Annotated in this window: 20 protein-coding genes and 1 riboswitch; of the genes, 8 read left to right on the forward strand and 12 right to left on the reverse strand. The window is 63.7% G+C overall.

Going from position 1 to position 22970, the window contains the following annotated elements:
* The first annotated feature begins 37 nt into the window (after positions 1-37).
* The gene (locus tag ACFMO3_RS03540) at positions 38-385 is read left to right on the forward strand and encodes a metal-sulfur cluster assembly factor (RefSeq protein ID WP_376789058.1); all 348 of its coding nucleotides are present in this window, start codon (positions 38-40) and stop codon (positions 383-385) included.
* A 44-nt stretch (positions 386-429) separates the two neighbouring features.
* On the opposite strand, the gene ACFMO3_RS03545 is transcribed toward ACFMO3_RS03540, so the two are convergent.
* The 5 genes from ACFMO3_RS03545 to ald form a co-directional block, all read right to left on the reverse strand.
* Positions 430-2319: a hypothetical protein gene (locus tag ACFMO3_RS03545; RefSeq protein ID WP_376789059.1), complete on the reverse strand. Its 1890-nt coding sequence runs from the start codon at positions 2317-2319 to the stop codon at positions 430-432.
* A gap of 156 nt (positions 2320-2475) precedes the next feature.
* A complete protein-coding gene (locus ACFMO3_RS03550) occupies positions 2476-2844 on the reverse strand; it encodes a diacylglycerol kinase family protein (protein ID WP_376789060.1) in 369 nt (122 codons plus the stop codon).
* A gap of 17 nt (positions 2845-2861) precedes the next feature.
* Positions 2862-4808: an acetate--CoA ligase gene (locus ACFMO3_RS03555; RefSeq protein WP_376789061.1), complete on the reverse strand. Its 1947-nt coding sequence runs from the start codon at positions 4806-4808 to the stop codon at positions 2862-2864.
* Positions 4809-4879: 71 nt separating this feature from the next.
* Complete coding sequence (locus ACFMO3_RS03560) at positions 4880-6211, reverse strand: acetyl-CoA hydrolase/transferase family protein (RefSeq protein WP_376789077.1); 1332 nt, start codon at positions 6209-6211, stop codon at positions 4880-4882.
* Between the two features lie 43 nt (positions 6212-6254).
* Positions 6255-7361 carry an alanine dehydrogenase gene (gene ald / locus ACFMO3_RS03565; protein WP_376789062.1) on the reverse strand — a complete coding sequence of 369 codons (1107 nt, stop codon included), beginning with the start codon at positions 7359-7361 and terminating at the stop codon, positions 6255-6257.
* 175 nt (positions 7362-7536) lie between these two features.
* Here ald and ACFMO3_RS03570 point away from each other — a divergent pair, with 175 nt between their 5' ends.
* The 7 genes from ACFMO3_RS03570 to ACFMO3_RS03600 all read left to right on the forward strand — a co-directional run bounded on the left by ACFMO3_RS03570 (position 7537) and on the right by ACFMO3_RS03600 (position 15780).
* Positions 7537-8553 (forward strand): DUF3782 domain-containing protein, encoded by a 1017-nt coding sequence (locus tag ACFMO3_RS03570; RefSeq protein WP_376789063.1) that lies wholly within the window; start codon positions 7537-7539, stop codon positions 8551-8553.
* An 839-nt stretch (positions 8554-9392) separates the two neighbouring features.
* Positions 9393-9785, forward strand: a complete 393-nt coding sequence (locus tag ACFMO3_RS03575) for a zinc ribbon domain-containing protein (protein WP_376789064.1) — start codon at positions 9393-9395, stop codon at positions 9783-9785.
* A gap of 243 nt (positions 9786-10028) precedes the next feature.
* Positions 10029-10715, forward strand: coding sequence for a response regulator (locus ACFMO3_RS03580; protein ID WP_376789065.1), 687 nt, complete (start codon positions 10029-10031; stop codon positions 10713-10715).
* A gap of 36 nt (positions 10716-10751) precedes the next feature.
* The gene (locus ACFMO3_RS03585) at positions 10752-12194 is read left to right on the forward strand and encodes an ATP-binding protein (protein WP_376789066.1); all 1443 of its coding nucleotides are present in this window, start codon (positions 10752-10754) and stop codon (positions 12192-12194) included.
* 335 nt (positions 12195-12529) lie between these two features.
* Positions 12530-13786 carry a prephenate dehydratase gene (pheA, locus tag ACFMO3_RS03590; protein WP_376789067.1) on the forward strand — a complete coding sequence of 419 codons (1257 nt, stop codon included), beginning with the start codon at positions 12530-12532 and terminating at the stop codon, positions 13784-13786.
* Positions 13783-14790 (forward strand): 3-deoxy-7-phosphoheptulonate synthase, encoded by a 1008-nt coding sequence (gene aroF, locus ACFMO3_RS03595; RefSeq protein WP_376789068.1) that lies wholly within the window; start codon positions 13783-13785, stop codon positions 14788-14790. The genes pheA and aroF overlap by 4 nt, the downstream gene beginning before the upstream one ends.
* Before the next feature lie 111 nt (positions 14791-14901).
* Positions 14902-15780, forward strand: coding sequence for a prephenate dehydrogenase (locus ACFMO3_RS03600; protein ID WP_376789069.1), 879 nt, complete (start codon positions 14902-14904; stop codon positions 15778-15780).
* Positions 15781-15800: 20 nt separating this feature from the next.
* On the opposite strand, the gene ACFMO3_RS03605 is transcribed toward ACFMO3_RS03600, so the two are convergent.
* The 7 genes from ACFMO3_RS03605 to ACFMO3_RS03635 all read right to left on the reverse strand — a co-directional run.
* Positions 15801-16421 carry a thiamine phosphate synthase gene (locus tag ACFMO3_RS03605; protein WP_376789070.1) on the reverse strand — a complete coding sequence of 207 codons (621 nt, stop codon included), beginning with the start codon at positions 16419-16421 and terminating at the stop codon, positions 15801-15803.
* Positions 16418-17188 carry a thiazole synthase gene (locus tag ACFMO3_RS03610; protein WP_376789071.1) on the reverse strand — a complete coding sequence of 257 codons (771 nt, stop codon included), beginning with the start codon at positions 17186-17188 and terminating at the stop codon, positions 16418-16420. Before ACFMO3_RS03610 ends, ACFMO3_RS03605 begins: the two co-directional genes overlap by 4 nt.
* A 111-nt stretch (positions 17189-17299) precedes the next feature.
* A complete protein-coding gene (thiS, locus tag ACFMO3_RS03615; protein ID WP_376789072.1) occupies positions 17300-17509 on the reverse strand; it encodes a sulfur carrier protein ThiS in 210 nt (69 codons plus the stop codon).
* A gap of 47 nt (positions 17510-17556) precedes the next feature.
* Complete coding sequence (thiO, locus tag ACFMO3_RS03620) at positions 17557-18684, reverse strand: glycine oxidase ThiO (RefSeq protein WP_376789073.1); 1128 nt, start codon at positions 18682-18684, stop codon at positions 17557-17559.
* Positions 18685-18788: 104 nt separating this feature from the next.
* Positions 18789-18903: riboswitch (TPP riboswitch) on the reverse strand.
* Positions 18904-19053: 150 nt separating this feature from the next.
* Positions 19054-20319 (reverse strand): hypothetical protein, encoded by a 1266-nt coding sequence (locus tag ACFMO3_RS03625; protein ID WP_376789074.1) that lies wholly within the window; start codon positions 20317-20319, stop codon positions 19054-19056.
* A gap of 201 nt (positions 20320-20520) precedes the next feature.
* Positions 20521-22203 carry a methylmalonyl-CoA mutase gene (locus ACFMO3_RS03630; protein WP_376789075.1) on the reverse strand — a complete coding sequence of 561 codons (1683 nt, stop codon included), beginning with the start codon at positions 22201-22203 and terminating at the stop codon, positions 20521-20523.
* A 200-nt stretch (positions 22204-22403) separates the two neighbouring features.
* Positions 22404-22970: nitroreductase (locus ACFMO3_RS03635; protein ID WP_376789076.1), on the reverse strand; the 567-nt coding region annotated here is incomplete at its 5' end.

The raw sequence follows: 22970 nt of genomic DNA on the forward strand, positions 1-22970 counted from the left end.
GGGGAACATCCCAAGCCTACCTTTGAGGAGGATGCCAATGAGCGAGATGAATCCGAATGCTGCCTCTCCCTCCCCATCCTCGGCATCCCATGAGGAGCTGGTCCAGAAAATCCGGGAGGCCCTCCGCACGGTGGTGGATCCCGAGATCGGCATGAATGTAGTCCAGCTGGGCCTGATTCGGAATATTGAAATCCAGCCGGATCTCATTCAGATTACCATGATCCTCACCACCCCCTTCTGCCCGGCAGGCCCCTATCTTCTGGAGCAGGTGCGTTATGTGACCGAGCAAGTCACGGGCCGGCCGACGAAGGTGACGCTGAGCATGGAGATGTGGGATCCCTCTATGATGGAAGAGGAAGCGCTGGCGGAGTGGGGATTGTGGTAGGGAAGGGATAGCCGGAGGGAGCGGACCTCTTTCCCAACACGCTCTCAGGGGGCCGGAAGGATCACGCTGTGATCCTCCGGCTGTTTTCCATCCCACTCCACTATTGCCCGTTCTCCGCTCTCCAGGTCGTAGAGCCCAATCCGAAGGGCAGCGGGTCGTAGGCCGGCGGGGATCGGGTGGCGATCGATGATCTGATCCCCTGGGCGCCAGGCATCGGCCGGCGCGAGCCCGCCGGCCATCGGTCCATCGGCTTGACCGATCATCCGTCCCTCCGGGTCAAGGAAGTGAACAAACACCTGCCATCGACGGTCCGGTATGGCTTCCGCTTCCCAGAGCAGGATCAGCTCTCCGGTGGATCTCTCCACCCGCCAGCCTCGGAGCACAATCCCCCCATCCAAGCGCGGGGCTGGATCCAGTTGGTTGAATTCCTCCTCCCACGTGGAAGCCTCTCTCACCAGCCAGATGCGATGCAGCGGGATCCAGCTCAGATCCTCCCGGAACACATAGATGGCGTGATCCTGCAGCGCGTCCCGAAGCTCGTTGAAGCCCATGGGGGGCGCTGGCGTGAACCAGTTCGGATAGAGCGCCTCCACTCGTGCGCTCCGCACCCACCCTGCCGGCCGATCCGTCAGATCCGGCCCGCCGTTGATCCGGATATACCAGGCCAGCTGCCGATCGTCCGTGATCAGCACGGCCCCTGCTCCTCCATAGGGATAAGGATCGTAACGGGCCCGGAACCAGCGATAGCCCACGTTATAAGGCAGGTTCACGAAGATCATGGGATGCGCTTCCGCTGCTCGGGCGGCCTGGGCCATTCCCCGGAGGATCGTGGTTGCATCCTGATAATAGCCCAGCGAGCTGGTGAGGAACAGAAGGGCAATGGTCAGCGTACCTCCCATGATCGCTCCGGCGGCGATACGACCCCATATTCCCCGCCGCCGGATGCCCTCCAGGACGCCGGCCCAGGCTAGGGCGCTCCAGAGACCGGGGATAAGCAGCATTCGCGGATAGTTCATCATGCCGGAAGCGGGGCCCCAGAAGATCAGTGCCGGGGCTATGCTGACCCCAAATCCCCAGAACCCCAGGGGGACTGTCCATCGGGGCCGAGCCCACCGGGCCATTCCCACCGTGATTCCCAAGCCCAGCCCCAGGAAGGCCCAATCCTCGGGTCGCAGCGCCCGCAGGAGGATCGGTCGGGGTGCGAACAGGGCCTTCCACAGGGCCCCCAAGATCGGCCCCAGAGGATACAGCCAGCCCTGCATAGCATAGAGGCTGCTTTCTAGGGTGAAGATAGGCAGGGCCAGGACGCCCGGGTCGCCCCGGGGAAGGGTGCGCCAGAACAGCATGTAACCGGCTCCCAGGGCGAAGCCCATCGGGATGGCGCGACCCAAAACGGGGAACCGGCCCGGGCGCGTCACCGCGATCCCCACCAGCCATGCCGGCCAGACAATGCCGGTCTCGTGGGAGAGGATGGCGGCCAGATAAGCTCCCAGGCCTGCGAGGACGCTTCCCATGGTCCCCCGGGAGCCGGGGCGGAGGATCGCCAGGGTGGCGATCAGCATCCAGAACAGGGCGAGGCTGTGGACGGATCCCATCACGAAGGCGATGGGTTCGTGGGCGAAGGGGAAGAGGCCGAACAGTGCCGTCGCGCTCCAGGCGAGGGCGGGCGAGGCTCCCAGACGCCGGAGGATCACATAGCCCATGGCCGTGTTCAGCATGTGCGTGCCCAGGGTGAGAAAGTGGAAAACGGCGCCGTCGTAACCGAACCCCCGCTGGACTAGCCAGAACACTGACATCGAGAGCGGCCGGTAGTGGAGGAAACCCTGAGCGCTCTGAAAAAGGGTGCGGGGATCTCGACGGGCGAGGACGGAGAAGAGGAGATCGTCGGAGAAGAAGCCGACGGAAAGCACGGGCATGTAAAGGGCGAAGATCAAAAGGAAGAGAATGCTCCCACTCCAGGCTCTGCGGATCCGGAAGGGGCGTTCTATCAAAGGTGGGAAGACGAGTGGAGCCCGCTGCATCGGCGATTCTTTCCGAACTTTTTCCATGGGATAAGGGAGTATCGGTAGCCGGGACATGGACGTGCCCTCTTATGGGCTCAGGAGCATCCATAGCGCCGGCCCGAAGAGGGCCAGGCCGACCAGGACGGCAGCGATCGCGCATAGCAGGACCATCCCGGCGGACACGTCCTTGGCGATCCGGGCCAGCGGATGAGGATGCGGGCTGGTCAGGTCCACCACGGCCTCCAGCGCGGTGTTGAGCAGCTCCGCCGCCCAGACCATGGCGATGGTCAGAACCAGGATGGCCCAACGGAGTGCGTCGAAGCGAAACAATCCGGCCAGGGCCACCACCATCGCTGTGATGACTGTGTGGATCCGCAGGTTCCGCTGCGTTCGCCAGGCATATCGCAGCCCAGCGAAGGCGAATCCAAAGCTTTCCCACACGGTGCGGGCGCGCACGCTGGCCGTTCCTCCCATCACCGGGCGCGGCGGATTTCCTCCACGGCCTGGGGGTTCTCTAAGGCGGAGAGATCGCCGGGGTCCCGTCCGAGATAGATGGCACGGATCACCCGGCGCATCAGCTTGGCGTTGCGCGTCTTCGGGATCTCCCGAACGAAGTGAACCTCTTTCGGCGCCAGGGCCTTCCCCATCCGATGCGCCACGTGCTCGATCAGGGCCGCTCGCAGGGTTTCATCCGGCTCATGGCCGGTTCGCAGCACCACGAAAGCCACCGGGACCTCGCCCTTGATCTCATCCGGAATGCCGATCACCGCCGCCTCGGCGACGGCCGGATGCTCCACGAGCACCGATTCCATCTCCGCCGGCCCCAGCCGTTTGCCGCCCACCTTCAACGTGTCATCCGCCCGCCCCAGAATATACCAGAAGCCATCCTCATCGATGTAGACCAGATCCCCGTGATACCACATTCCTTCCAATCGCGACCAGTAGGTCTCCAGATAACGATCCGGGTCTTCCCAGAAGCCCCGGGTCATTCCGGGGTTGACATTGCGGATCACCAGGAGGCCTACCTCCCCTCGCACCGGCTTCCCTTCTTCGTCCACGCAGTCCGCCTGGACACCAGGGACCACTGTGTTAAATGAACATGGCTTCAGCGGACGGATCACGATGCAGCCGAGGATGCCGCCGAAGACTTCGGTCCCGCCAGAGTAGTTGATGATGGGACAGCGCTCTTTGCCGACATGGCGGAATGTCCACAGCCATGGCTCCGGATTCCACGGCTCCCCGGTAGATCCGATAAGCCGCAGGGAGGGCATGGGATGTCGGTCGGGCCATTCCTCCCCATATCGCATCATCGCCCGGATCAGGGTGGGGGAGATCCCGAGGATCGTCACCCCGTGGCGCTCCACCATGGACCACAGCCGGTCCGGCTCCGGGTAATCTGGCGCCCCGTCATACAGGAAACAGGTGGCGCCCAGGGTGAGGCTGCCCAGGATCAGCCAGGGCCCCATCATCCAACCGATGTCGGTCACCCAGTAGATGAGGTCGTCGGGCTTGAGGTCGAAGAGGTGATACATATCTTGGGCCGCTTTGATCGGCGCCCCGCCGTGGACGTGGACGGTGCCTTTGGGCCGGCCAGTGGTCCCGGAGGTGTAGATGATCATGAACGGCGTTTCGCTGGGGAACGCAGGGGCTTCACCGCCGGGCGAATGAGGGGCGGTGATCTCATGGAGCCACTGATCCCGACCCTCATGCCATGGGATCGGATTCCCGGCCCGGCGGACGATCAGGGCCTTTTCCACGCCTGGGGCCCCCTGAAGGGCTTCATCCGCGATCTCCTTCATCGGCACGATTCGCCCCCGCCGGGGGAATCCGTCGGCGGTGATCAAAAAACGAGCTCCCGCATCCCTCAAGCGCACCGCCACCGCTTCAGGGCCGAAGCCGGAGAACAGAGGGATGACGATAGCGCCGATCCGCATGGCGGCCAGCAGGGCGAAAGCGACCTCGGGGATCATCGGGAGGAACAGACCGATTCGATCCCCGGGCTGCACCCCCATCGCCTGAAGTGCCCTCGCCAGTCGGGTGACCTCCTCGAAAACCTGGCGATAGGTGTAGCGACGGATCTCCCCTTCTTCCCCTTCCCAGATCAGCGCCAGCCGATCCCCTCGCCCATCCTCCAGGTGGCGATCCAGCGCGTTCTCCGTGGCGTTCAGGGTTCCGCCCACAAACCACTGCGCCCACGGGGCCCCACGGCTGAGATCCACAGTCTCACGATAGGGGATCCGCCAGCGGAAACCGGTATCTTCGAAGAACGCTTTCCAGAACCCTGCGGGGTCGGTGAAGGACCACTCGAGGAAGGCTTCATAGGATGGAAAACCCAGACGGCGCATCTGAGCCAGGATGTTGCTGCGTTCCACGGTCTGGGGATCGGGACGCCAGGTGATCTGAAGGTTGAACTCCTTCATAAGGCCCTCCGGGATCAGGTTGGGAGTCGGCTGAGGCGGTGAGGAATGGAACGCCTGGTGCATGGGAGATTTTAGCGCGAATCGGGAAGGCGATCATCATCTTCACGCAGATAACGGAGCTCGCGCGCTTTGCGCTCCAATTCTTCCCGAAAATCCGGATGGGCAATCCCGATCAAGGCGCGGGCCCGCTGGCGGATGGTCTTGCCGTAGAGGTCTGCGACTCCCCACTCGGTGACCACGAAGCGAACGTGGTTGCGGGTGGTAGTGACCCCGGCGCCGGGTTTCAGCATAGGCACAATGCGGCTGATCACCGTGCCGTCCTTCAGGCGGGTGGTGCTGGGAAGGGCGATGATCGGCAACCCCCCTCGGGATCGGGAGGCACCATAGATGAAATCCAGCTGTCCTCCCACACCACTGTAGAACAGATGGCCGATGCTGTCCGCGCAGACCTGGCCGGTCAGGTCCACCTCAATGGCGGAGTTGATGGCCACCATGCGCTCGTTCTGGGCGATAATGAACGGATCGTTCACATAGTCGGTGGGATGCAGTTCGATGATCGGGTTATCGTGAACGAACTCATACAGTCGCCGTGTTCCCAGCATAAAGCCCGCCACAATCTTCCCGGGATGAAGGGTTTTCCGCTCCCCGGTGATCACTCCTCTCTCCACCAGGTCGATGATCCCATCCGAGAACAACTCGGTGTGGATCCCCAGGTCCTTGTGGTGGATGAGGGACCGGAGCACTGCGTCTGGAATGGCTCCGATCCCGGTCTGCAGCGTGGCGCCATCCGGGATCATGGCGGCGATGTGTTCCGCGATACGCTGGGCGACCTCGGACTGCTCGGCCATATGGACTTCGGGGAGAGGATACGATACGGGGACGATAGCGGTGAGCCGGGAGATATGGATGAAACTATCGCCCAGGGTTCGGGGCATGTGCTCATTCACCTCGGCGATCACTATACGAGCGGAGTGAGCCGCTGGCTTGGTGATCCCCACCTCCACCCCGAAAGAGCAGAACCCATGATCATCCGGTGGCGAGACCTGGATCAGGGCGACATCCAGGGGAAGGCGGCCGCTGCGGAACAGGCCGGGGATCTCCGAAAGGAAACAGGGGGTGAAATCGGCCCGGCCTTCCTGGACGGCCCGGCGGACGTTATCACTGATGAAGAGGGTGTTCACCCGGATGTGTCGCTCCATCCCGGGGGCGACGTAATCCGCAGGGCCTACTGTGAGGACCTGCACGATCTCCACGTTCTCCAGGTTGGTGGCGTATTCCACTAAGGCAGCCAGCAATCGCTGGGGGACGCCACAGTTTCCAGACAGGAAGATCCGCATCCCGGATCGGATGTAGTGGCGGATCGCCTCTTCCGCGGTCATCAGTTTTTCCCGATAGATCTCCATCCACGACATCCGAGGCCTCCCGGAGAGGGATTCTTCATTGACGTCATTGACGGACCGAGGCTTCCAGTTCCAGAACACGGGCCAGCTCCGGATGCACCACCCGGCCCTCCCGGGTGTTGACGCCGCGGGCCAGGGCCGGGTTGCGGGCCAGGGCCTCCTCCAGGCCCAGCCGGGCGATCTCCTCCAGGAACGGCCACAGGGCGTTCGTCAGCGCATGGGTTGCCGTCCGCCCCAGCACGCCGGTCATGTTCGGCACTGCATAGTGGATCACTTCTTCCTCCAAAAAGATTGGGTCCCGATGGGTGGTTGGATGGCTGGTTTCGACGCATCCGCCCTGATCGATAGAGATGTCCATAATGAGCGCGCGCGGCTTCATCGTCCGGACCATCTCCCGGGTGATGAGGATGGGAGCGCGGGCACCGGGCACCAGCACCGCGCCGATCAGCACATCCGCGAAGCGGACGACCTTACGCAGGTTGTAGGGGTGTGAGATCATAGTCACAACATGGCCGCCGAACAGCTCTTCCAGACGCTGGAGCCGGCGAATGTCCTTATCCAGCACGTAGACGCTGGCCCCCATGCCGGCGAAAGCCCGTGCGGCATTCGATCCAACTACCCCCGCTCCCAGGATCACCACTTCAGCGGGGGGGATGCCGGGAGCGCCGCCCAGCAGAATCCCTTTGCCGCCGCGATCGTTCTGAAGGAGCGTTGCGGCGACATGGGCAGCCATCCGTCCGGCGATCGTGCTGATCGGGGCGAGGATCGGAAGGCTTCCGTCATCGGCCTGCACGGTTTCGTAAGCGATGGCGGTGACCCGCCGCTGGAGGAGGAGGTCGATCTTATCCCGGCGGGCAGCCGCTAGATGAAGGAAGCCCATCAGGGCCTGCCCCTCGCGGAGCCATTCAAACTCCTCTGGAGTCGGCCGGGCCACCTTCACCACCAGATCTGCCCGTCCATAGACCTCCAAGCCGGAATATACAACTTGAGCCCCCGCATGGCGATAGTCCTCATCGGTGAAACCCGCGCCGAGGCCAGCCCCGCTCTCCACCCATACGGTGTGGCCAGCCTGAACCAGCATCTCCACCCCCGCAGGGGTGAGGCTCACCCGATATTCCTCTGGCCGACGTTCCTTGGGGATCCCGATGTGCATGTAAACCTCCGCGATCTCCGGTCTATTCCGCTGGCGAATCAATGTTGCAAAACAGGTCTCAGGGAAAGCGAAGCTCCCATCTCCATCGCCCTGGACGATGGGGGAGGAAAGCCTGCCGTGCAATGCGCAATTTCTATCATATAATTGAGAATAGATTTGTGCTCCGGAGGCCCAGATGTCGATCGCACCCAGGGATTTGCCTGTCCTCCTGAAATTGCTGGAACAGCATCCAGAGTGGCGGGAAGCGCTGCGAGCTCTTCTGCTTTCCGAAGGGCTGCTGCAAATGCCTCAGGAGTTTGAGGGATTCCGAGCGGAGGTCTATCGTCGGTTTGCCGAGCTGGCGGAAGCGCTTACTCGTTCGATGGAGGCGCAAACCCGCTTGATCGAGGCGCAGGCGGGACTGGCGGAGCGGGTGGCCCGTCTGGAGGAGGTGGTGGCGCAGCTGGCGGAGCGGGTGGCCCGTCTGGAGGAGGCGATGGCGCAGCTGGCGGAGTCGCAAGCCCGCCTGGTGGAGGCGCAGGTGGGTCTGGAGGAGCGGGTAGCCCGTCTGGAGGAGGTGGTGGCACAGCTGGCGGAGTCGCAAGCCCGCCTGGTGGAGGCGCAGGCGGGTCTGGAGGAGCGGGTAACCCGTCTGGAGGAGGTGGTGGCGCAGCTGGCGGAGCGGGTGGCCCGTCTGGAGGAGGCGATGGCGCAGCTGGCGGAGCGGGTGGCCCGTCTGGAGGAGGCGATGGCGCAGCTGGTGGAGCGGGTAGGCCGTCTGGAGGCGCGCATGGTTCGGATGGAGGAACGCCTGATGCGCCGCCTGACGGCCTTCGGGGCGCGCTGGGGGCTGCGCAGCGAGAGGGCCTGGCGGGAGGGAATGCGCGCTGTGCTGGAGGCGACCGGCTTTGATGTCGAACGGTGGGTGGCCTTTGATGCCCGTGGGATGGTGTTCGACGCCCCTTCCGATGTCGAGCTGGATGTGATCATCCGGGATGGAAAAATCATTATTGTGGAGTTGCGAACATCGGTGAGTCGGGAAATGATTCCTACAATGGAGCGGAAGGTGAAATTCTATGAGCAACAGACCGGCCGGAAAGTGGACCGGAGGATCCTGATCACCCCCTGGTATGAGCCCGGTGCAGATGCGATCGCTCGTCGGTGGGGATGGGAACTTTATGGAGAACCTGAGGAGCTCCAGATCGAGGAGTAAGCGCGCGCCCGCTATGAGCGGGTCGAATCGGGTTCCACCGGGGACAGAAAAAGAGGCCGGGGGGGTGGAGCGATCGGCCAGGCGATGGGCTCCATCCTCCCGGTTATGGATGCTCCTAAGGGTGAATGGAAAGCTCATGACGATTTCTGTCTCGCCGGATTTGCGTTCAGTGGGCTTCGTCGACCCCGTGCTCTGTGAGATCCCCATAACTGTTTCCTCGGGCGCATGCACCCTCGAATTTCCGATCCTGTACTAGGCGAAGGACCGCGGGCATATGGCTAAACACAGATCCCGGTTCGTAATGATCCCCAGTTGTGGCCCCCTCCCAATCGGGGCCAATCCAGATCTCCCCCTATTCCTTGAGCGAATTGGCCCATCGCGCTCGACAGCGCGTCCAGTCTCAATGTTCCCACCGGATCTGCGGCGGGCCACATTTTTACACGATAGAGAAGCAGTTCAAATGCTTCAGTGATCTCTGGCAAGGTTTTGATGTGAAGAATGTCATGGAGCGCTGGCTTTCCCTATCGGCGCTTCCGTGAATCCCAGAACCTTCATGATTTCTTCAGTAGATCTCCACCAGATCTTCAAAAGCTCCTGGCAACATGGCTTTGAAAACCCTATGAGGTAGGAGGCCATGATGAATCATTGCAGCCTATTCGATCCCTGCTGGGATATCGCTCGCCGCTGCTCATCGAGTCCCCCACTGGGGTTTCGGGGGCATGGGAGTATGGGCTCGACTCCGGATCGATGAAGCGGTCGCCGCTCTCTTTCATCGGGAGGGAGCATCGAGCTCCCTGTGTAGAAGCCTCGGCGCATCACTCTGATTAAAGGAGGTAATTATGAGCCGGAACTGGATCTGGGTGCTGGTTGGGGTTGTGATCCTGGTGCTGGGCATCGGGGCGCTGGGTTTCTTGACAGGCCCCGCCTGGGGCTGGGGATGGGGATGCCCGGGCTGCCCGATGATGGGGCGGTGGGGCTGGAGGTTCGGTGGCATGGGCTGGGGAATCGGATTGCTGCTGATGCTGCTGGGCCTACTGATCCCCCTGTTGCTCCTAGGCGTAGGCATTGCCGCCGTGGTCTGGCTGGTGCAGCAGGTCGCGCGCTCGGGCAGCCCCTCCGCATCGGTGACCCCATCCACCCGCTGCCCTCAGTGCGGTCGACCTGTCCAGCCGGACTGGCGGCACTGTCCCTATTGCGGGGCTTCGCTGACCGGGAGCCCATCCTCACCATAGTTGGGGGCGAGGGGCCGTATGGGCGGCTGAAGGCTGAATCAACTTTACGAAGCGCCAGTGGGGTGCCGGGACCTTCTCGAACTTTGGGCAGGAGTGGGTGCGTAGAGAGCCTCTCGACCTGAAGAATCTCTGGGGGTAGGGGCCACGGAAGGATGCCCCTACCCCTGAGCGGTTTTCTCCCATCCTATGGAAGAACCGGTTACACCCCAGGCCCACCTCTTCGATCCTGGGAGGGGAGCGGGAGTGGTGAAGACGATTTTACTGGTTGAGGACGAGCCCCGGATGCGTCAGGTGGTTCGGGCTTACTTGGAGCAGGCAGGGTTCCGGGTCATCGCAGTGGGGGATGGTCCCTCAGCGCTCCATGCCTTTCGCCGGGAGCCGCCCGATCTCATCGTTCTTGATCTGATGTTGCCAGGCATGGATGGGTTCGAGGTCTGCCGCACGATCCGGCGGGAATCTGGGGTTCCGATCATCATTCTGACAGCGCGCGTCGAGGAGGAGGATCGCGTGGTAGGCCTGGAGCTGGGGGCGGATGATTATATCACCAAGCCCTTCAGCCCCCGCGAGCTTGTGGCTCGAGTGCGCGCGGTCCTGCGCCGAGCCCAGGGGGAGGTAGCCCCACCGGCGGTGATCCGGATCGGCGATCTCACCATCGATCTGGAGCGGCGGGAGGTGCGAGTGGGGGAGCGGGAGGTGCACCTGACGCCAACGGAATTCGAACTGCTGGCCACCATGGCCCGCCATCCTGGCCGCGTTTTCACCCGATTGCAGTTGCTGGAGCAGGTTCAGGGAGTCGCCTATGAAGGGTATGAACGGACCATTGACGCCCACATCAAAAACCTCCGGCAGAAGATCGAGCCGGATCCGAAGAATCCCCGGTATCTGCTGACAGTATATGGGGTGGGGTATAAGCTTCAAGAGGCTGATTAAGAAGCCAACCTGAAGATTTCATCCGGATGGATCGCCATGCGAGGTCTATGGGTGAAGCTGAGCCTGACCTTTGCCGGGGTGGTCATCCTGAGCCTGCTTGCCACATCTCTTATGATCGGCCTGGCGACCGCGGGCGAGTTCAGGATATATGTGGCCCAGGGGAACCGACGCTGGGCGGAGGCTCTGGCACCTGCCCTTGCGAATTACTATCTCCAGAACAGGGGATGGGATGGGGTGGAGTCTTTCTTGGAGCCATCAAACCCGATGATGCCGGGGAGGGGTCCGATGCATCCCCCGATGGGGATGGGCGGTGCGGCTATGTGGCGGATGATGGGCCACCGTTTCATCATGGCGGATGAAGCGGGGCGGGTCCGATGGGATTCCGAAGGGACATGGATGGGCACTCTTCTGCCAGAAGCCGTTCGGAATGTGGGGGCTCCTATCCGAGTAGGAGACCGGATCGTCGGATGGTTGGTGATTGAGGACACTGGAAGCCTGTCCGATCCTTCCACACAGTTCTTGGGGCGGGTGGGGTGGGCGATCGGCTGGAGCACCTTTGTGGGGATCGTCATGGCCCTGGGGGCGGGCACGCTGGTTTTCTCCCGTCTGGTGCGACCGTTACGGGCGCTCCAGCAGGCCGCTCGCCGGATCGCCACCGGAGATCTGGGGACACGGATCCCGGCCCAGGACGCGGGGGAGCTGGGAGAGGTTGCCCAAGCGTTTAACCGAATGGCCGAAGCGCTGGCCCGGGCCGAGCAGCAGCGGCGCCAGATGCTGGCGGACATCGCCCATGAGTTACGCACTCCCTTGGGGATCCTGCAGGGCCACCTGGAAGCCCTCATCGACGGCGTGCTTCCCCTGGAGCTGGAGCAGGTTGCTCAGATCCATGACGAGGTCCGTCATCTCGCCCGTCTGGTGGAAGATCTGCGCTTGCTGACCCTGGCGGAGGCGGGGCAATTGCGGCTGGACCGGGAGATAGTGGATCTGAAGCGTCTGATCGAGGAGACGGTGGATGGCATCGCCTTTCAGGCGGCAGAGAAAGGACTCCATCTGGAAGTCGAGCTGCCCGCGGAGCTGCCACCGATCCTGGCAGATCCAACCCGTGTTCGACAGGTTCTGATGAACCTGCTGACCAATGCCGTTCGTTATACGCCTTCGGGGGGGCAGATCGTGGTGAGGGCTCAGGATTTGGGGGACGGAGTGCAGGTGAGCGTGCGAGATACCGGTATCGGGATCGCTCCGGAGGATCTCCCGCATGTTTTTGATCGCTTCTATCGAGCCGAGAGGTCCCGGTCGCGTGCCGATGGGGGATCGGGCCTGGGCCTGGCGATCGCCAAGCATCTGATCGAAGCCCACGGGGGGCGCATTGGGGTGGAGAGCACGCCCGGAGAAGGCACCTGTTTCTTTTTCACGCTCCCGCGTTCGGAGACCGTTCGGGGCGTCTCTCCCCTCCGCTGGGCTGCCCGGGATGTCGCGTGAAAGATGTGACCGGCAGAGGCCGGCCATGGACCGAAGGCCTATGAAGCCGAATTCGTTCGAACAGCCTCCGGCCGGGTCTTGACAAATCCGTTCAGGTCTGTATAATGTGGAACCAAACTCGAGGAAACAGGGACTCCTGAGCATGCAAGTCCGGCATTTCGCGAGCGCCCTCCATGCCTACTGGTGGTATTACTTTTATTACTTCTTTGCCGCGTGTCCGGCGGGGCCGCTCGCGTATGCCACCTGACGTCCTATTCCAAATTCCCGTAATTTTTACCATCGGCGCGGAGCGGCTCCCCAGAGCCCCCGCGCCGATGGTTTTTTGTGGGGGACGCATGCTATACGGCATCCGCGGTGCGGTCACTGCCGAAGCCAACACCCCCGAAGCGATCGCCTCGGCAACCCGACGGTTGCTCGAATCCATCGTCCGGGCCAACCGGCTGGCCCCGGGGGAAATCGTGGCCGCTTGGTTCACGACCACCCCGGATCTCACAGCGGCTTTTCCGGCCTCGGTCGCCCGGGAGATGGGCTGGACGCACGTTCCCATGTTGTGCGCCCAGGAGATCCCAGTCCCGGATGCCCTTCCCCGTTGTATTCGCGTTCTGCTTCTGGTTCACCCCCAGCGCCCCTTCCGACCCGTTCCCGTTTACCTGGGAGAAGCCCAGCAACTTCGCCCTGATCTTTTAAATGGCTCTGCTTCTCCCGAGGAGGCAGATCCCCCGGAGCAGACTCCGACGCGCCCCCGGGTGGCCTTTCAGGGAGAGGCGGGCGCTTATTCCCATGAAGCAGCGCTACGCTTTTTCGGATCGGATCTGGTGTTGCTCCCATGCCGTACCTTTGCCGAGGTGGCCCATGCCGTGGAGGTCGGCCGAGCGGATTTCGGCGTTCTGCCGGTGGAGAATTCCACGGCGGGCTCCATCCATGCGGTCTATGACCTGTTACTGGATCGAGATCTCCGGATCTGGGGGGAGGTGATCTTGCGGGTGCGCCATTGTCTGCTGGCGCCGCCCGGGACGATGCTTTCGGAGATCCGTGTGGTGCGCTCTCATCCGCAGGCTCTGGAGCAGTGTGCGCGTTTCATTGAGCGGCATGGCTGGGAAGCTCTGGCCGCCCATGACACAGCTGGCAGCGCCCGGATGCTGGCCGAACGCCCGGAACCCGGGGTCGCGGTCATTGCTAGCCGCCTGGCTGCGGAGCGCTATGGCCTGGCGATCCTTGCCGAGGGGATTGAGGATGACTCGGAAAACGCCACCCGCTTCTTCATTGTCAGCACCCGGGAGCCGCCCCGTGCGGAGCGCAACAAGACATCGATTGTGTTCAGCACTCGACATGTTCCAGGGGCTCTGCACGCCTGCCTAGGGGAATTCGCCATGCGGGGGATCAATCTCACCAAGCTGGAATCCCGGCCCCGGCGCGGACGGCCCTGGGAATACGTGTTCTATGTGGACTTTGAGGGTCACTGGCAGGACCCCGCGTGTCGGGAGGCCCTCCTGGGGCTTCTCCAGCGGGCCTCTTTTGTGAAACTGCTGGGATCCTATCCGGCTGCGGAAGGAACACCCACTGCATCCGTGGAGGAAGGAGGGGAACGATGATTGTGGAATGCGCTGCCGATGTGGATCCCCGTATGATCCAGCGCCTGGTGGACCACCTTCAATCCCGGGGGAAGCCTGTCCATTGGGTTCACGGGCCGCAACCCGTGCTGGTTTGCCCCGATGAGCGCGACCTGGATCCCCGCGAGCTCCAGTCCTGGCCGGGGGTCCGGCGGGTGATCCCGGTCCGTCACGCGTTTCAGCTGGCCGCTCGGGATTACCGGCCGGAGGGCACCCAGATCCAAGTGGGAGAGGTCCTCATCGGAGGCGAGGAGCCGGTCTTTATTGCGGGGCCCTGCGCGGTCGAATCCCGTTCCCAGCTGCTGGAAACCGCCCATGCCGTTCGGGAAGCCGGAGCCCATATGCTGCGGGCCGGCGCTTTCAAACCTCGCACCTCCCCCTATTCCTTCCAGGGCCTGGGCTTTGAGGGGCTGGAATTGCTGGCGGAGGCGCGGGCTGAAACCGGGCTCCCGGTCGTAACAGAGGTAATGGCCCCGGAGGAGGTTCCCTTGGTTGCGGAGGTGGCGGACGTTTTGCAGGTCGGCGCGCGCAATATGCAGAACTTCAGCCTACTGAAGGCGGTGGGCCGACAGCCGAAGCCGGTGCTGCTCAAGCGGGGGATGAGCGCAACTATTGAAGAGTGGCTGCTGGCGGCGGAATACGTGATGGCCTATGGGAATTTCCGCGTGATCCTTTGCGAGCGGGGGATCCGCACTTTTGAGCGGATGACCCGAAACACCCTGGATATCAACGCCGTGCCAGTCGTGAAACAGCTCAGTCATCTGCCAGTGCTGGTGGACCCCAGCCACGGCACAGGGGAGGCGGCGTATGTGATCCCCATCGCTCGCGCGGCCATCGCCGCAGGGGCGGATGGCTTGTTGACAGAAGTTCACATCCGCCCGGAGGAGGCCTGGTCGGATGGGCGTCAATCCCTGACCCCCGAGGCCTTCGCCCGCCTGGTCCGGGAGGCGCGAGCCGTGGCTCTTGCCCTACGGGCATTGCCGTAAAGCACGCTGGGTTCGGGGGGGCGCGCCGCGGACCTCCTCGCTGAGGGGATTGGGGGTTGGGGCCCGAGCAAGCGGCCTCCCTGAGGGATCTGGGATTTCCCGGACGTACTGGTGGGTGCTCGCCTACTCTCTGTTCGGGTTGTGGCGATGGAGAACTTTCGCTGGGGTGTCATCGGGCTGGGCCTGATCGGTGGTTCTATCGCCCGGCGGTTGGCGCAACAGGGCATCCCGGTTCTGGGAGCGGATCGCGATCCGGCTACACGGACAGAGGCCCAGGCTTCCGGGGTTTTCGAGGCCTTGCTGGATCCCCCTGCGCTGGTTGCTGCGGCGGATGGGGTGATCCTGGCCACGCCGGTGGGCGTCATTGAGGAGCTCCTGGAGGCCCTCCCCTGGCGACCCGGCCAGCTGATCCTGGACACGGGGAGCACCAAGCGGCGGATTGTGGCGGCGATGGCCCGGTTGCCGGAAGGGGTGAGGGCAGTAGGGGGGCATCCCATGGCGGGCAGGGAGCGCTCGGGCTTCCTGGCCTCCGATCCAGAGCTCTTTCTCGGGAAACCGTTTATTCTGGTGCCGACCTCCCGGACGACGCCGGAGGCGGCGGTACAGGCGGAGGAGCTGGTCACCCTTCTGGGGGCGCGCCCCATCTGGATGGAGGCGGAGATCCACGATCGGCGGGTGGCCTGGGTGAGCCATCTCCCCTACATGACCGCCATGGCGCTGATGGCCGCTGTCGAAGCCGCGGGGGATCCGGCCATGTGGGAGATCGCGGCTTCTGGATTCCGGGATGCCACCCGGGTGGCGGCCAGCGATCCGCGGATGATGGGCGAGGTGGTGCGAAGCAACGCCGATGAGCTCGGCGCCGCTCTAGAGGCCCTCTGCCAGATCCTCCTCCGCTGGCGGGAGGATTTACGCGCATCCCCACCGGTGTTGCCTCTGGAATGGGAGCACCTCTCGGCCCGGCGTCGGGCGCTCCGCTTCCCCGGGCCGTGAACCGCATGTTTTCGATCGATTCAACTCCCCCAGGCCGAGAGATAGGCGCGAACGATCGCCCCTGGATCTTCCGCTGTCATCACGGAGCCCAGGACCGCGATTCCCGCCGCGCCGGCTTGCCGGCATGCGCGGGCGTTCTCGGGGGTAATTCCCCCCAGGGCCACCACTGGGATGGGTACCGCTTGGGCTACCACGCGGAGCGTCTCCAACCCCAGCGCCGGTCCATAGCCCGGCTTGCTGACGGAAGGGAAGATGGGGCTCAAGGTGATATAGTCCGCTCCTTCCTCCACCGCTCGTAGGGCTTCTTCCAGGTTGTGGGTGGAAACCCCTATCCAGCGCCCCGGGCCGACGATGCGTCGGGCTTCGGTGACAGAAAGGCCTTGAGGCAAATGCACCCCATCGGCCTCACAGGCCGCGGCAACCGATGCCCGGGTGTTGACCACCACAACCCCTCCCATGGGTCGGGCCAACCGGACAACTGCCTGAACCAGGCAAGCCAGCTCATCTTCGGGGAGGTCTTTCTCCCGCACCATCACCCAGCGCCCGCCAGCGGTTAGGATCGCCTCGATCACAACAAGCAGCGGCTGACGGGCCAGGCGGCGGTCGGTGATCACCAGAAGCGGCGGCTGGGGGAGGTTCATACCTCGATGCGATCCTCCATCGGGCTGGAGGGCACGGCATACAAGCGGCGGGGGATGCGGCCAGCCTCATAGGCCAGCCGTCCGGCCTCCACGGCCAGGCGCATCGCCCGGGCCATCTTCACCGGATCCCGCGCCTGGGCCACCGCGGTGTTCAGCAGCACCCCATCACATCCCAGCTCCATCGCGATCGCCACATCCGATGCGGTCCCCACCCCGGCGTCCACGATCACCGGCACCGTGCACATCTGACGGATCAGCCGGATGTTATATGGGTTCAGGATCCCCATCCCGGATCCGATGGGCGCCCCCAGCGGCATCACCGCCGCGCAACCGATGTCCTCCAGCTTCCGGCACAGGATGGGATCATCGGTGCAGTAGGGGAGGACCACAAAGCCATCCTTCACCAGCTGGCGCGCGGCCTCCAGCAGCTGCTCGGCATCGGGGTAGAGGGTCTCCTCATCGCCGATCACTTCCAGCTTGATCCAGTTCGTGCCCAGGGCTTCGCGGGCCAAGTGAGCGGTGAGTACCGCATCCCGGGCGGTGTAGCATCCGGCGGTGTTCGGCAGGATGAAATACCGATCCCGCAACAGGTCGTAGAGGTTCTCTCCGTCGGCCCCGAAGCGGACCCGGCGGATGGCCACGGTCACGATTTCGGTTCCGCTGGCCTCCAGGGCATCCAGCATCACCTGGAGGTTAGGATATCGAGCTGTTCCGAGGATCAGACGTGAGCGGAATGCCCGCCCGGCGATCACCAGTCCTTCGCTCATCGTAGGCCTCCTTGAAGATCTACAGAAACCTGCGTTATGAATCCGGGAGGAAAGAACGGATCCTTTCTCCCGACGGGGAACCGCGTGGGGCCTTCCCTCCTCCGTGCCAGTTCATCCCCCTGCGACCGCATGGACGATCTCCACCCGGTCCCCGGGCTGGAGCCGGATGTTTCCCCATTCCGGTCGGGGGATCACGGTGGCGTTGATCGCCACCGCAATGCCTGGGCGATCGGGATCCAGGCCCAGGGCGGCCAGGAGCTCCCGAACCGTATGCGGCTGATACGGATGGGGCTGTCCGTTGACGATCAGGATGGCCTCCATCGGATTTCCCCCCTTCACTCCGGGGAGACAGGCCCAAGGGCCTGCCCCTACCGGTGGCAGAATCGGGCGAGGGTGAAGGGTTTCGCGACCTCAGGGAGGTCGCCATGGACGATCAGGTGATGGATGGCGTAAGCGGTGATCGGGGCCAGCAAGATACCGTTGCGGTAGTGGCCAGTCGCCAGGATGAGCCCCTCCACCGCCGTCGGTCCCAGGATTGGTGCGTCATCCCGGCTTCCCGGCCGGAAGCCTACCCACATCTCCACGATGGGCAGCTCATCAATCCCGGGCAGGATCTCCCAGGCCCCTCGCAGCAGCCGGAAGATCCCGCCGGCGGTCAGGTGGGCATCGAATCCTTTTTCCTCCACCGTCGCCCCAATCAACAACCGACCATCCCGCCGGGGAACCAGGTAGGCATCCGGCCCCCACACCACATGTTGCAACAGAGGTGCCTCGGGAGGCATCTGCACCGCCAGCATCTGACCCTTCACCGGCCGGACAGGCGGGCGGGCCTCGGGGGGGAGCCCGGGGATCTGGGCGGACCAGGCTCCGGCGGCCAGGATCACCGTGTGGGCCTCCAGGAATCCACGGGCAAGGCGGACCCCGAGGACGCGGTTCTCATCTATCACGATCCCGGTCACCTCCGTGTGTTCCCGTAGACCTCCGCCGGCCTTTCGAAAGGCTTCGATTAACGCCCGGGCCACCTTCCGGTTATCCACCTGATGATCCTGCGGGCTGTAGATGGCGGCTACCACGTGCCGAGAGAGATGTGGCTCCATTCGTCGGGCCTCATAGCCGGAAAGCCACTCAGTGGGGAGGTTCTGGCTGCGCTGGAATTCATAGAGGAACCTCAATCGTTCCGCATCGTCCCGATCGAGGGCGACCACCAGCGTGCCTTCGTCCCGATAGTCCACGGGGATTCCAGAGGCGGCCTCCAGCTCCCGGGCGAAGTCGGCCCACATATCGCGGCTGGCGCGCAACAGCGGCAGGAGCCCCTCCTCACCGGGCTCCGCCTCCGCGTGAGGGGCCAGCATCCCGGCGGCCGCCCAGGTCGCGCCCAGTCCGGCGCCGCCCCGTTCCAGGATCGTCACCGGGTATCCGGAGCGGGCCAGGAACCAGCCGATGGAGAGCCCGCAGATCCCGCCGCCGATGATCACGATTTCATTGGCATTCGTCATGAGGGCGCTCGGCTTCCCGGAGAAATCTGGCTGTGTGAACCCGGTTTCCATATGAGGCGGAGCCAGGAGGAGAGGGCGGGATCACAGGGAGGTGATGCGAGATCGCCGTGGCGCGCCCGTCTTCCCTCCGCCGGCATGATCCGGATCAGGTTCCAGGGGTCGACGGCGGATAAGGCCGTCCTCTCAGCCCGGCTCGCCCGGACTCCCCCAACGGACCCGCGCCATGCAATTCCTACCTCTGTTTGTTTTAAGTCAGAGAAGGCATCTTGTCAACTTGCTGACGTGAGGGGGGGATTGAGAGGATAGAGGTCAGGCGGCTGGTTTTCTCTTCCCCCGTGGCTTAGAGCGTCGCGAGGAAGGCCGGACGGTTTATGGTTCCCCCAGCGCCCGGCGGAGGCCGGCCAGGTCGGTGATGAAGGCGATCCGGAACAGAAAGGCCCGCAATGATGGGCTCTGCTCCCACAGGCGACGCACGCGCGGGCCGATGGGATCCTCCATGCCTGCTGCCCCTTCCTCCGCCGCATAGGCGCCATAGAAAGCGAAGAAGGCCTGGTTCAGCTTGCGGATCATGTAGCCGTGTTCCAGGAAGACCCGGCGTCGGGCCTCCATATACTGCTCCGCCCGACGGATCTCCCCCCGCGCCAGCCATCGCTCCACTACCGTTCGGGTTTTCGACAGCTCCCGTCCGAAATGGAAGACCGGCTGTTCCTCTGGAACATGGGGCGAGTTTGCAGGGGAGGGGGGTGAGGGGAGATCCTCGGGATAGAAGCGGGCCAGCCATGCCCGTCCCAGGGCCTTTCCCACCAGATCCGCGGCGGTCTCGTTAATGGTGCGAGCTTCCGGGTGCTCGTAGAACCATCCCAGAGGCCACAGGAAGAGCCAGTGGTGGGTCCATTCATGGGCGATGATCTCGGTCAAATCAGAGATGGATGAGGTTTCCTCGATCATCGCTGGGTAGAGGGCCAGGCCGCCCAGGGGAACGACCAGGGAAGACACGTTGAAAGCACCATCGACGCGCCGTTCGATTCGATCCATCTCATCGGCGGTGAGGTCGGCCTGCAAGGGGAGGGAGGCCCACTGAACGATCCGATCCCGGGGCGATACCACCAGCAGGTTGGGCATGGCCGTCAGGCGGAGGCTAACCGGAGGGATCGGATAGCCCAGGAGAGTTAATCCCTCCCCGCGGAGGAGAACAGCGAGCTGCTCCGCGAGAATGCCCTCCGCCAGGGGACGCAGCGCTTCCTGCTTCCGATGTTCCGTCTCCCAGCGACGCCGGAGATCCTCCAGAATAGTGGGATCGGTGGGCTCGAGGCCGGCCAACCGGTGTTCCAGATCGGCCGCCGTTTGCTGGGCGGCCTCCAAATGGCGCAAAAAACCTCGAAGCGCCCGACCCTGGGCCGCCTCATCCAGAAAGGCCTGCGGGGCGGCGGTGTTGAGGATCAGCTTCTCCCACCAGACTGAGAGGAGCCAGGTAGCGAAGTGGAATCTTCGCCCAGCCACATGCAGGCTCAGGCGATCTTCGAAGGAAAGGAGGGGTTGCGAGGCGGACAGGCTGAGAGCGAGCAGGCCGATGAGGAGGCCATTCCGTCCTCGCTGCAGGTGCGGATCGATCTTTTGGAAGGTTCCCGGCCTCATCGATGGATTCGAAAGGATGGGGGTAGTTGGAGCGGAAGGCGACAGCCTCTCATCTCCTCTGCCTTAACGGAAGAGGGCGTCTCCAAATCCGACAGGACGTTGCAGGAGGGCGCCGCGCCGCATGGGGAGCCGATCTCGGATGGGGGGCGAATGGATGCGCCCACCCGCCCCGGAAGGAGGGATGGGGGCTTAGCTCCTCGCTCAGATAATCAGCGGCTCCTGCCAGGTTCCCCATACAGCCTTGAGCGCCCGGGTGATCTCCCCCAGGGTTGCATAGGCCTTCACGGCGTCCAGGATGTAGGGCATGAGATTCCCGTTCTCCCGGCGAGCGGCCTCCTGGAGGGCGGCCAGGGCCTGTCCTACGCGCTCGTTATCACGTTCCATGCGGAGCTTCTGCAGGCGCGCCCGCTGCCGGTGCTCCCCCTCAGGGTCCATCTGGAGGATCGGCGGTTTCACCTCCTCTTCCTCCACAAATTCATTGACCCCGACGATGATCCGGCGCTTCTCATCGATCTCCCTCTGATAGCGATAGGCAGCCTCCGCGATCTCCCGCTGGAAGAAACCGGCTTCGATCGCTGGGATCACCCCGCCCAGCTCCTCGATCTTGCGGAAGTATTCGTAGGCCTGCTGTTCCAGGCGGTTGGTCAGGTATTCCACATAGTAGCTGCCCCCGAGGGGGTCGACCGTGTTCGTCACCCCGCTCTCGTAGGCGATGACCTGTTGGGTGCGCAGGGCCAGCTTAGCGGCGAACTCGCTGGGGAGGGCGATGGCCTCGTCGAGGGCGTTGGTGTGCAGGGACTGGGTGCCGCCGAGGACAGCGGCCAGGGCCTGGAGGGCCACCCGGACCACATTCACGTAAGGCTGCTGGGCGGTGAGGGTGCAGCCGGCGGTCTGGGTGTGGAAGCGCAGCCACCAGGAGCGCGGGTTCTTCGCGCCGAAGGTCTCCTTCATCTCCCGGGCCCAGATCCGGCGGGCCGCCCGGAACTTGGCGATCTCCTCGAAAAAGTCGTTGTGGCAATTGAAGAAGAACGAAAGCCGCGGGGCGAAGGCATCGATGTCCAGCCCTCGTCGCAGACACCAGCGGACGTATTCGAAGCCGTCGGCCAGGGTGAAAGCCAGCTCCTGGGCCGCCGTCGCCCCTGCCTCCCGGATGTGATAGCCGCTGATGCTGATCGGGTTCCACTTCGGCACATGTTTAGAGCCGAATTCGATCATATCCACCACCAGGCGCATGGAGGGCTCGGGCGGGAAGATCCATTCCTTTTGGGCGATGTATTCCTTGAGGATATCCGTCTGGGTGGTGCCGCCGATCTGATCCCATGGGATGCCGCGCTTCTCTGCCACTGCCAGATACATCGCCCAGATGATCGCCGCGGGTCCATTGATGGTCATCGACGTCGTGATCTGATCCAGGGGGATGCCGTCCAGGAGGATCTCCATATCCAGCAGCGAGGAGACCGCTACGCCGCACTTGCCGAATTCCCCTTCCGCCATGGGATCGTCGGTGTCATAGCCGTAAAGGGTAGGAAGGTCGAAGGCGATCGAGAGGCCGGTCTGGCCGTGCTCCAGCAGATATTTGAATCGGGCGTTGGTCTCCTCAGCGGTGCCGTATCCGGCGAAGAGGCGCATCGTCCAGAGGCGGCCCCGATACATCGTGGCGTGGATACCGCGGGTGAACGGATATTCGCCGGGGAACCCGAGGTCGCGGAGGTAGTCGAAGTCTGGGATGTCGAGGGGCGTATAGAGACGGTTCACCACCTCCCCGGAGACCGTGGTGAAGGCCTCCTGGCGCTCCGGCATGCGGGCCAGCCATTGCGGCAGCGTCGTCTCCTCCCATCGATCCCGCGCCGCGGCCAGCTCCTGAAGCTTCTCCCGATCGAACATGGCGCCCTCCTGCCTGGAGTCTGTCCCGGGGTGGCTGGAATTCGCTCTGTTGTTGTCCGGGACCCAGAGGATAAGGCTCGTCGTCATTATACGCAGAGATAGGTTGAGGAAACAAACGATCGTCTGGTTTTCCCGGAAGGCGAGGGGGTTGGGCTCTTCGCCCGGCCCCCGGCTTTGCGGGCGAGGGTAGACGATGGCCTTCAGGACCATCCCCGCCACTGAGTAACTTCTTCGATGGGACGGCGGGGGGTTTGTCGGGGTGGGGCATCTGGGGCTGGGTAGCCCAGATAGATGAAGCCCATGAACTGGGCGTCCTCCGGGACTCCCAGCCAGCGCAGTAGGAGCGGATGGTAAGCGGTGTCGCCGGTGCGGAGGTAAGCGCCGAGGCCCAGGCCGTGGGCGGCGAGGAGGAGGTTCTGGATGGCGGCAGCGGTGGCCACAATGTTTTCGTGGGTTTCAATGGGGTCGCGGCCTTTGAGGCAGGCCACCGCGATGATCACTGGGGCCCGCTGGGGTTTCGCCCGTTCCCGTTTCAATTCCTCTTCGGTGGCGTCGGGCTTGACGGCCTGGAGGATCTGGGCGAAGACCTCCCCGAGCTCATCGAGGGCCGGGCCGGTGATCACCACGAAGCGCCATGGCTCAGTCAGGCGGTGGTTGGGTGCGCGCACCGCCGCCCGGAGCAACGTCTCGATCTCCTCCCGCGTTGGCCGCTCCGGCCGCACCTTCCCCACCATATGGCGGGTCATGATCGCTTCCAAGACATCCAT

The organism is Thermoflexus sp., from assembly GCF_042408815.1.
GTDB lineage: Bacteria > Chloroflexota > Anaerolineae > Thermoflexales > Thermoflexaceae > Thermoflexus.

Coding starts and splice junctions, on each gene's coding strand:
- ACFMO3_RS03540 (WP_376789058.1), top strand. CDS start 38: ATGAGCGAGATGAATCCGAATGCTGCCTCTCCCTCCCCATCCTCGGCA.
- ACFMO3_RS03555 (WP_376789061.1), bottom strand. CDS start 4,808: ATGAAGGAGTTCAACCTTCAGATCACCTGGCGTCCCGATCCCCAGACC.
- ACFMO3_RS03560 (WP_376789077.1), bottom strand. CDS start 6,211: ATGGAGATCTATCGGGAAAAACTGATGACCGCGGAAGAGGCGATCCGC.
- ald (WP_376789062.1), bottom strand. CDS start 7,361: ATGCACATCGGGATCCCCAAGGAACGTCGGCCAGAGGAATATCGGGTG.
- ACFMO3_RS03570 (WP_376789063.1), top strand. CDS start 7,537: ATGTCGATCGCACCCAGGGATTTGCCTGTCCTCCTGAAATTGCTGGAA.
- ACFMO3_RS03575 (WP_376789064.1), top strand. CDS start 9,393: ATGAGCCGGAACTGGATCTGGGTGCTGGTTGGGGTTGTGATCCTGGTG.
- ACFMO3_RS03585 (WP_376789066.1), top strand. CDS start 10,752: ATGCGAGGTCTATGGGTGAAGCTGAGCCTGACCTTTGCCGGGGTGGTC.
- pheA (WP_376789067.1), top strand. CDS start 12,530: ATGCTATACGGCATCCGCGGTGCGGTCACTGCCGAAGCCAACACCCCC.
- aroF (WP_376789068.1), top strand. CDS start 13,783: ATGATTGTGGAATGCGCTGCCGATGTGGATCCCCGTATGATCCAGCGC.
- ACFMO3_RS03605 (WP_376789070.1), bottom strand. CDS start 16,421: ATGAACCTCCCCCAGCCGCCGCTTCTGGTGATCACCGACCGCCGCCTG.
- ACFMO3_RS03610 (WP_376789071.1), bottom strand. CDS start 17,188: ATGAGCGAAGGACTGGTGATCGCCGGGCGGGCATTCCGCTCACGTCTG.
- thiS (WP_376789072.1), bottom strand. CDS start 17,509: ATGGAGGCCATCCTGATCGTCAACGGACAGCCCCATCCGTATCAGCCG.
- thiO (WP_376789073.1), bottom strand. CDS start 18,684: ATGACGAATGCCAATGAAATCGTGATCATCGGCGGCGGGATCTGCGGG.
- ACFMO3_RS03625 (WP_376789074.1), bottom strand. CDS start 20,319: ATGAGGCCGGGAACCTTCCAAAAGATCGATCCGCACCTGCAGCGAGGA.
- ACFMO3_RS03630 (WP_376789075.1), bottom strand. CDS start 22,203: ATGTTCGATCGGGAGAAGCTTCAGGAGCTGGCCGCGGCGCGGGATCGA.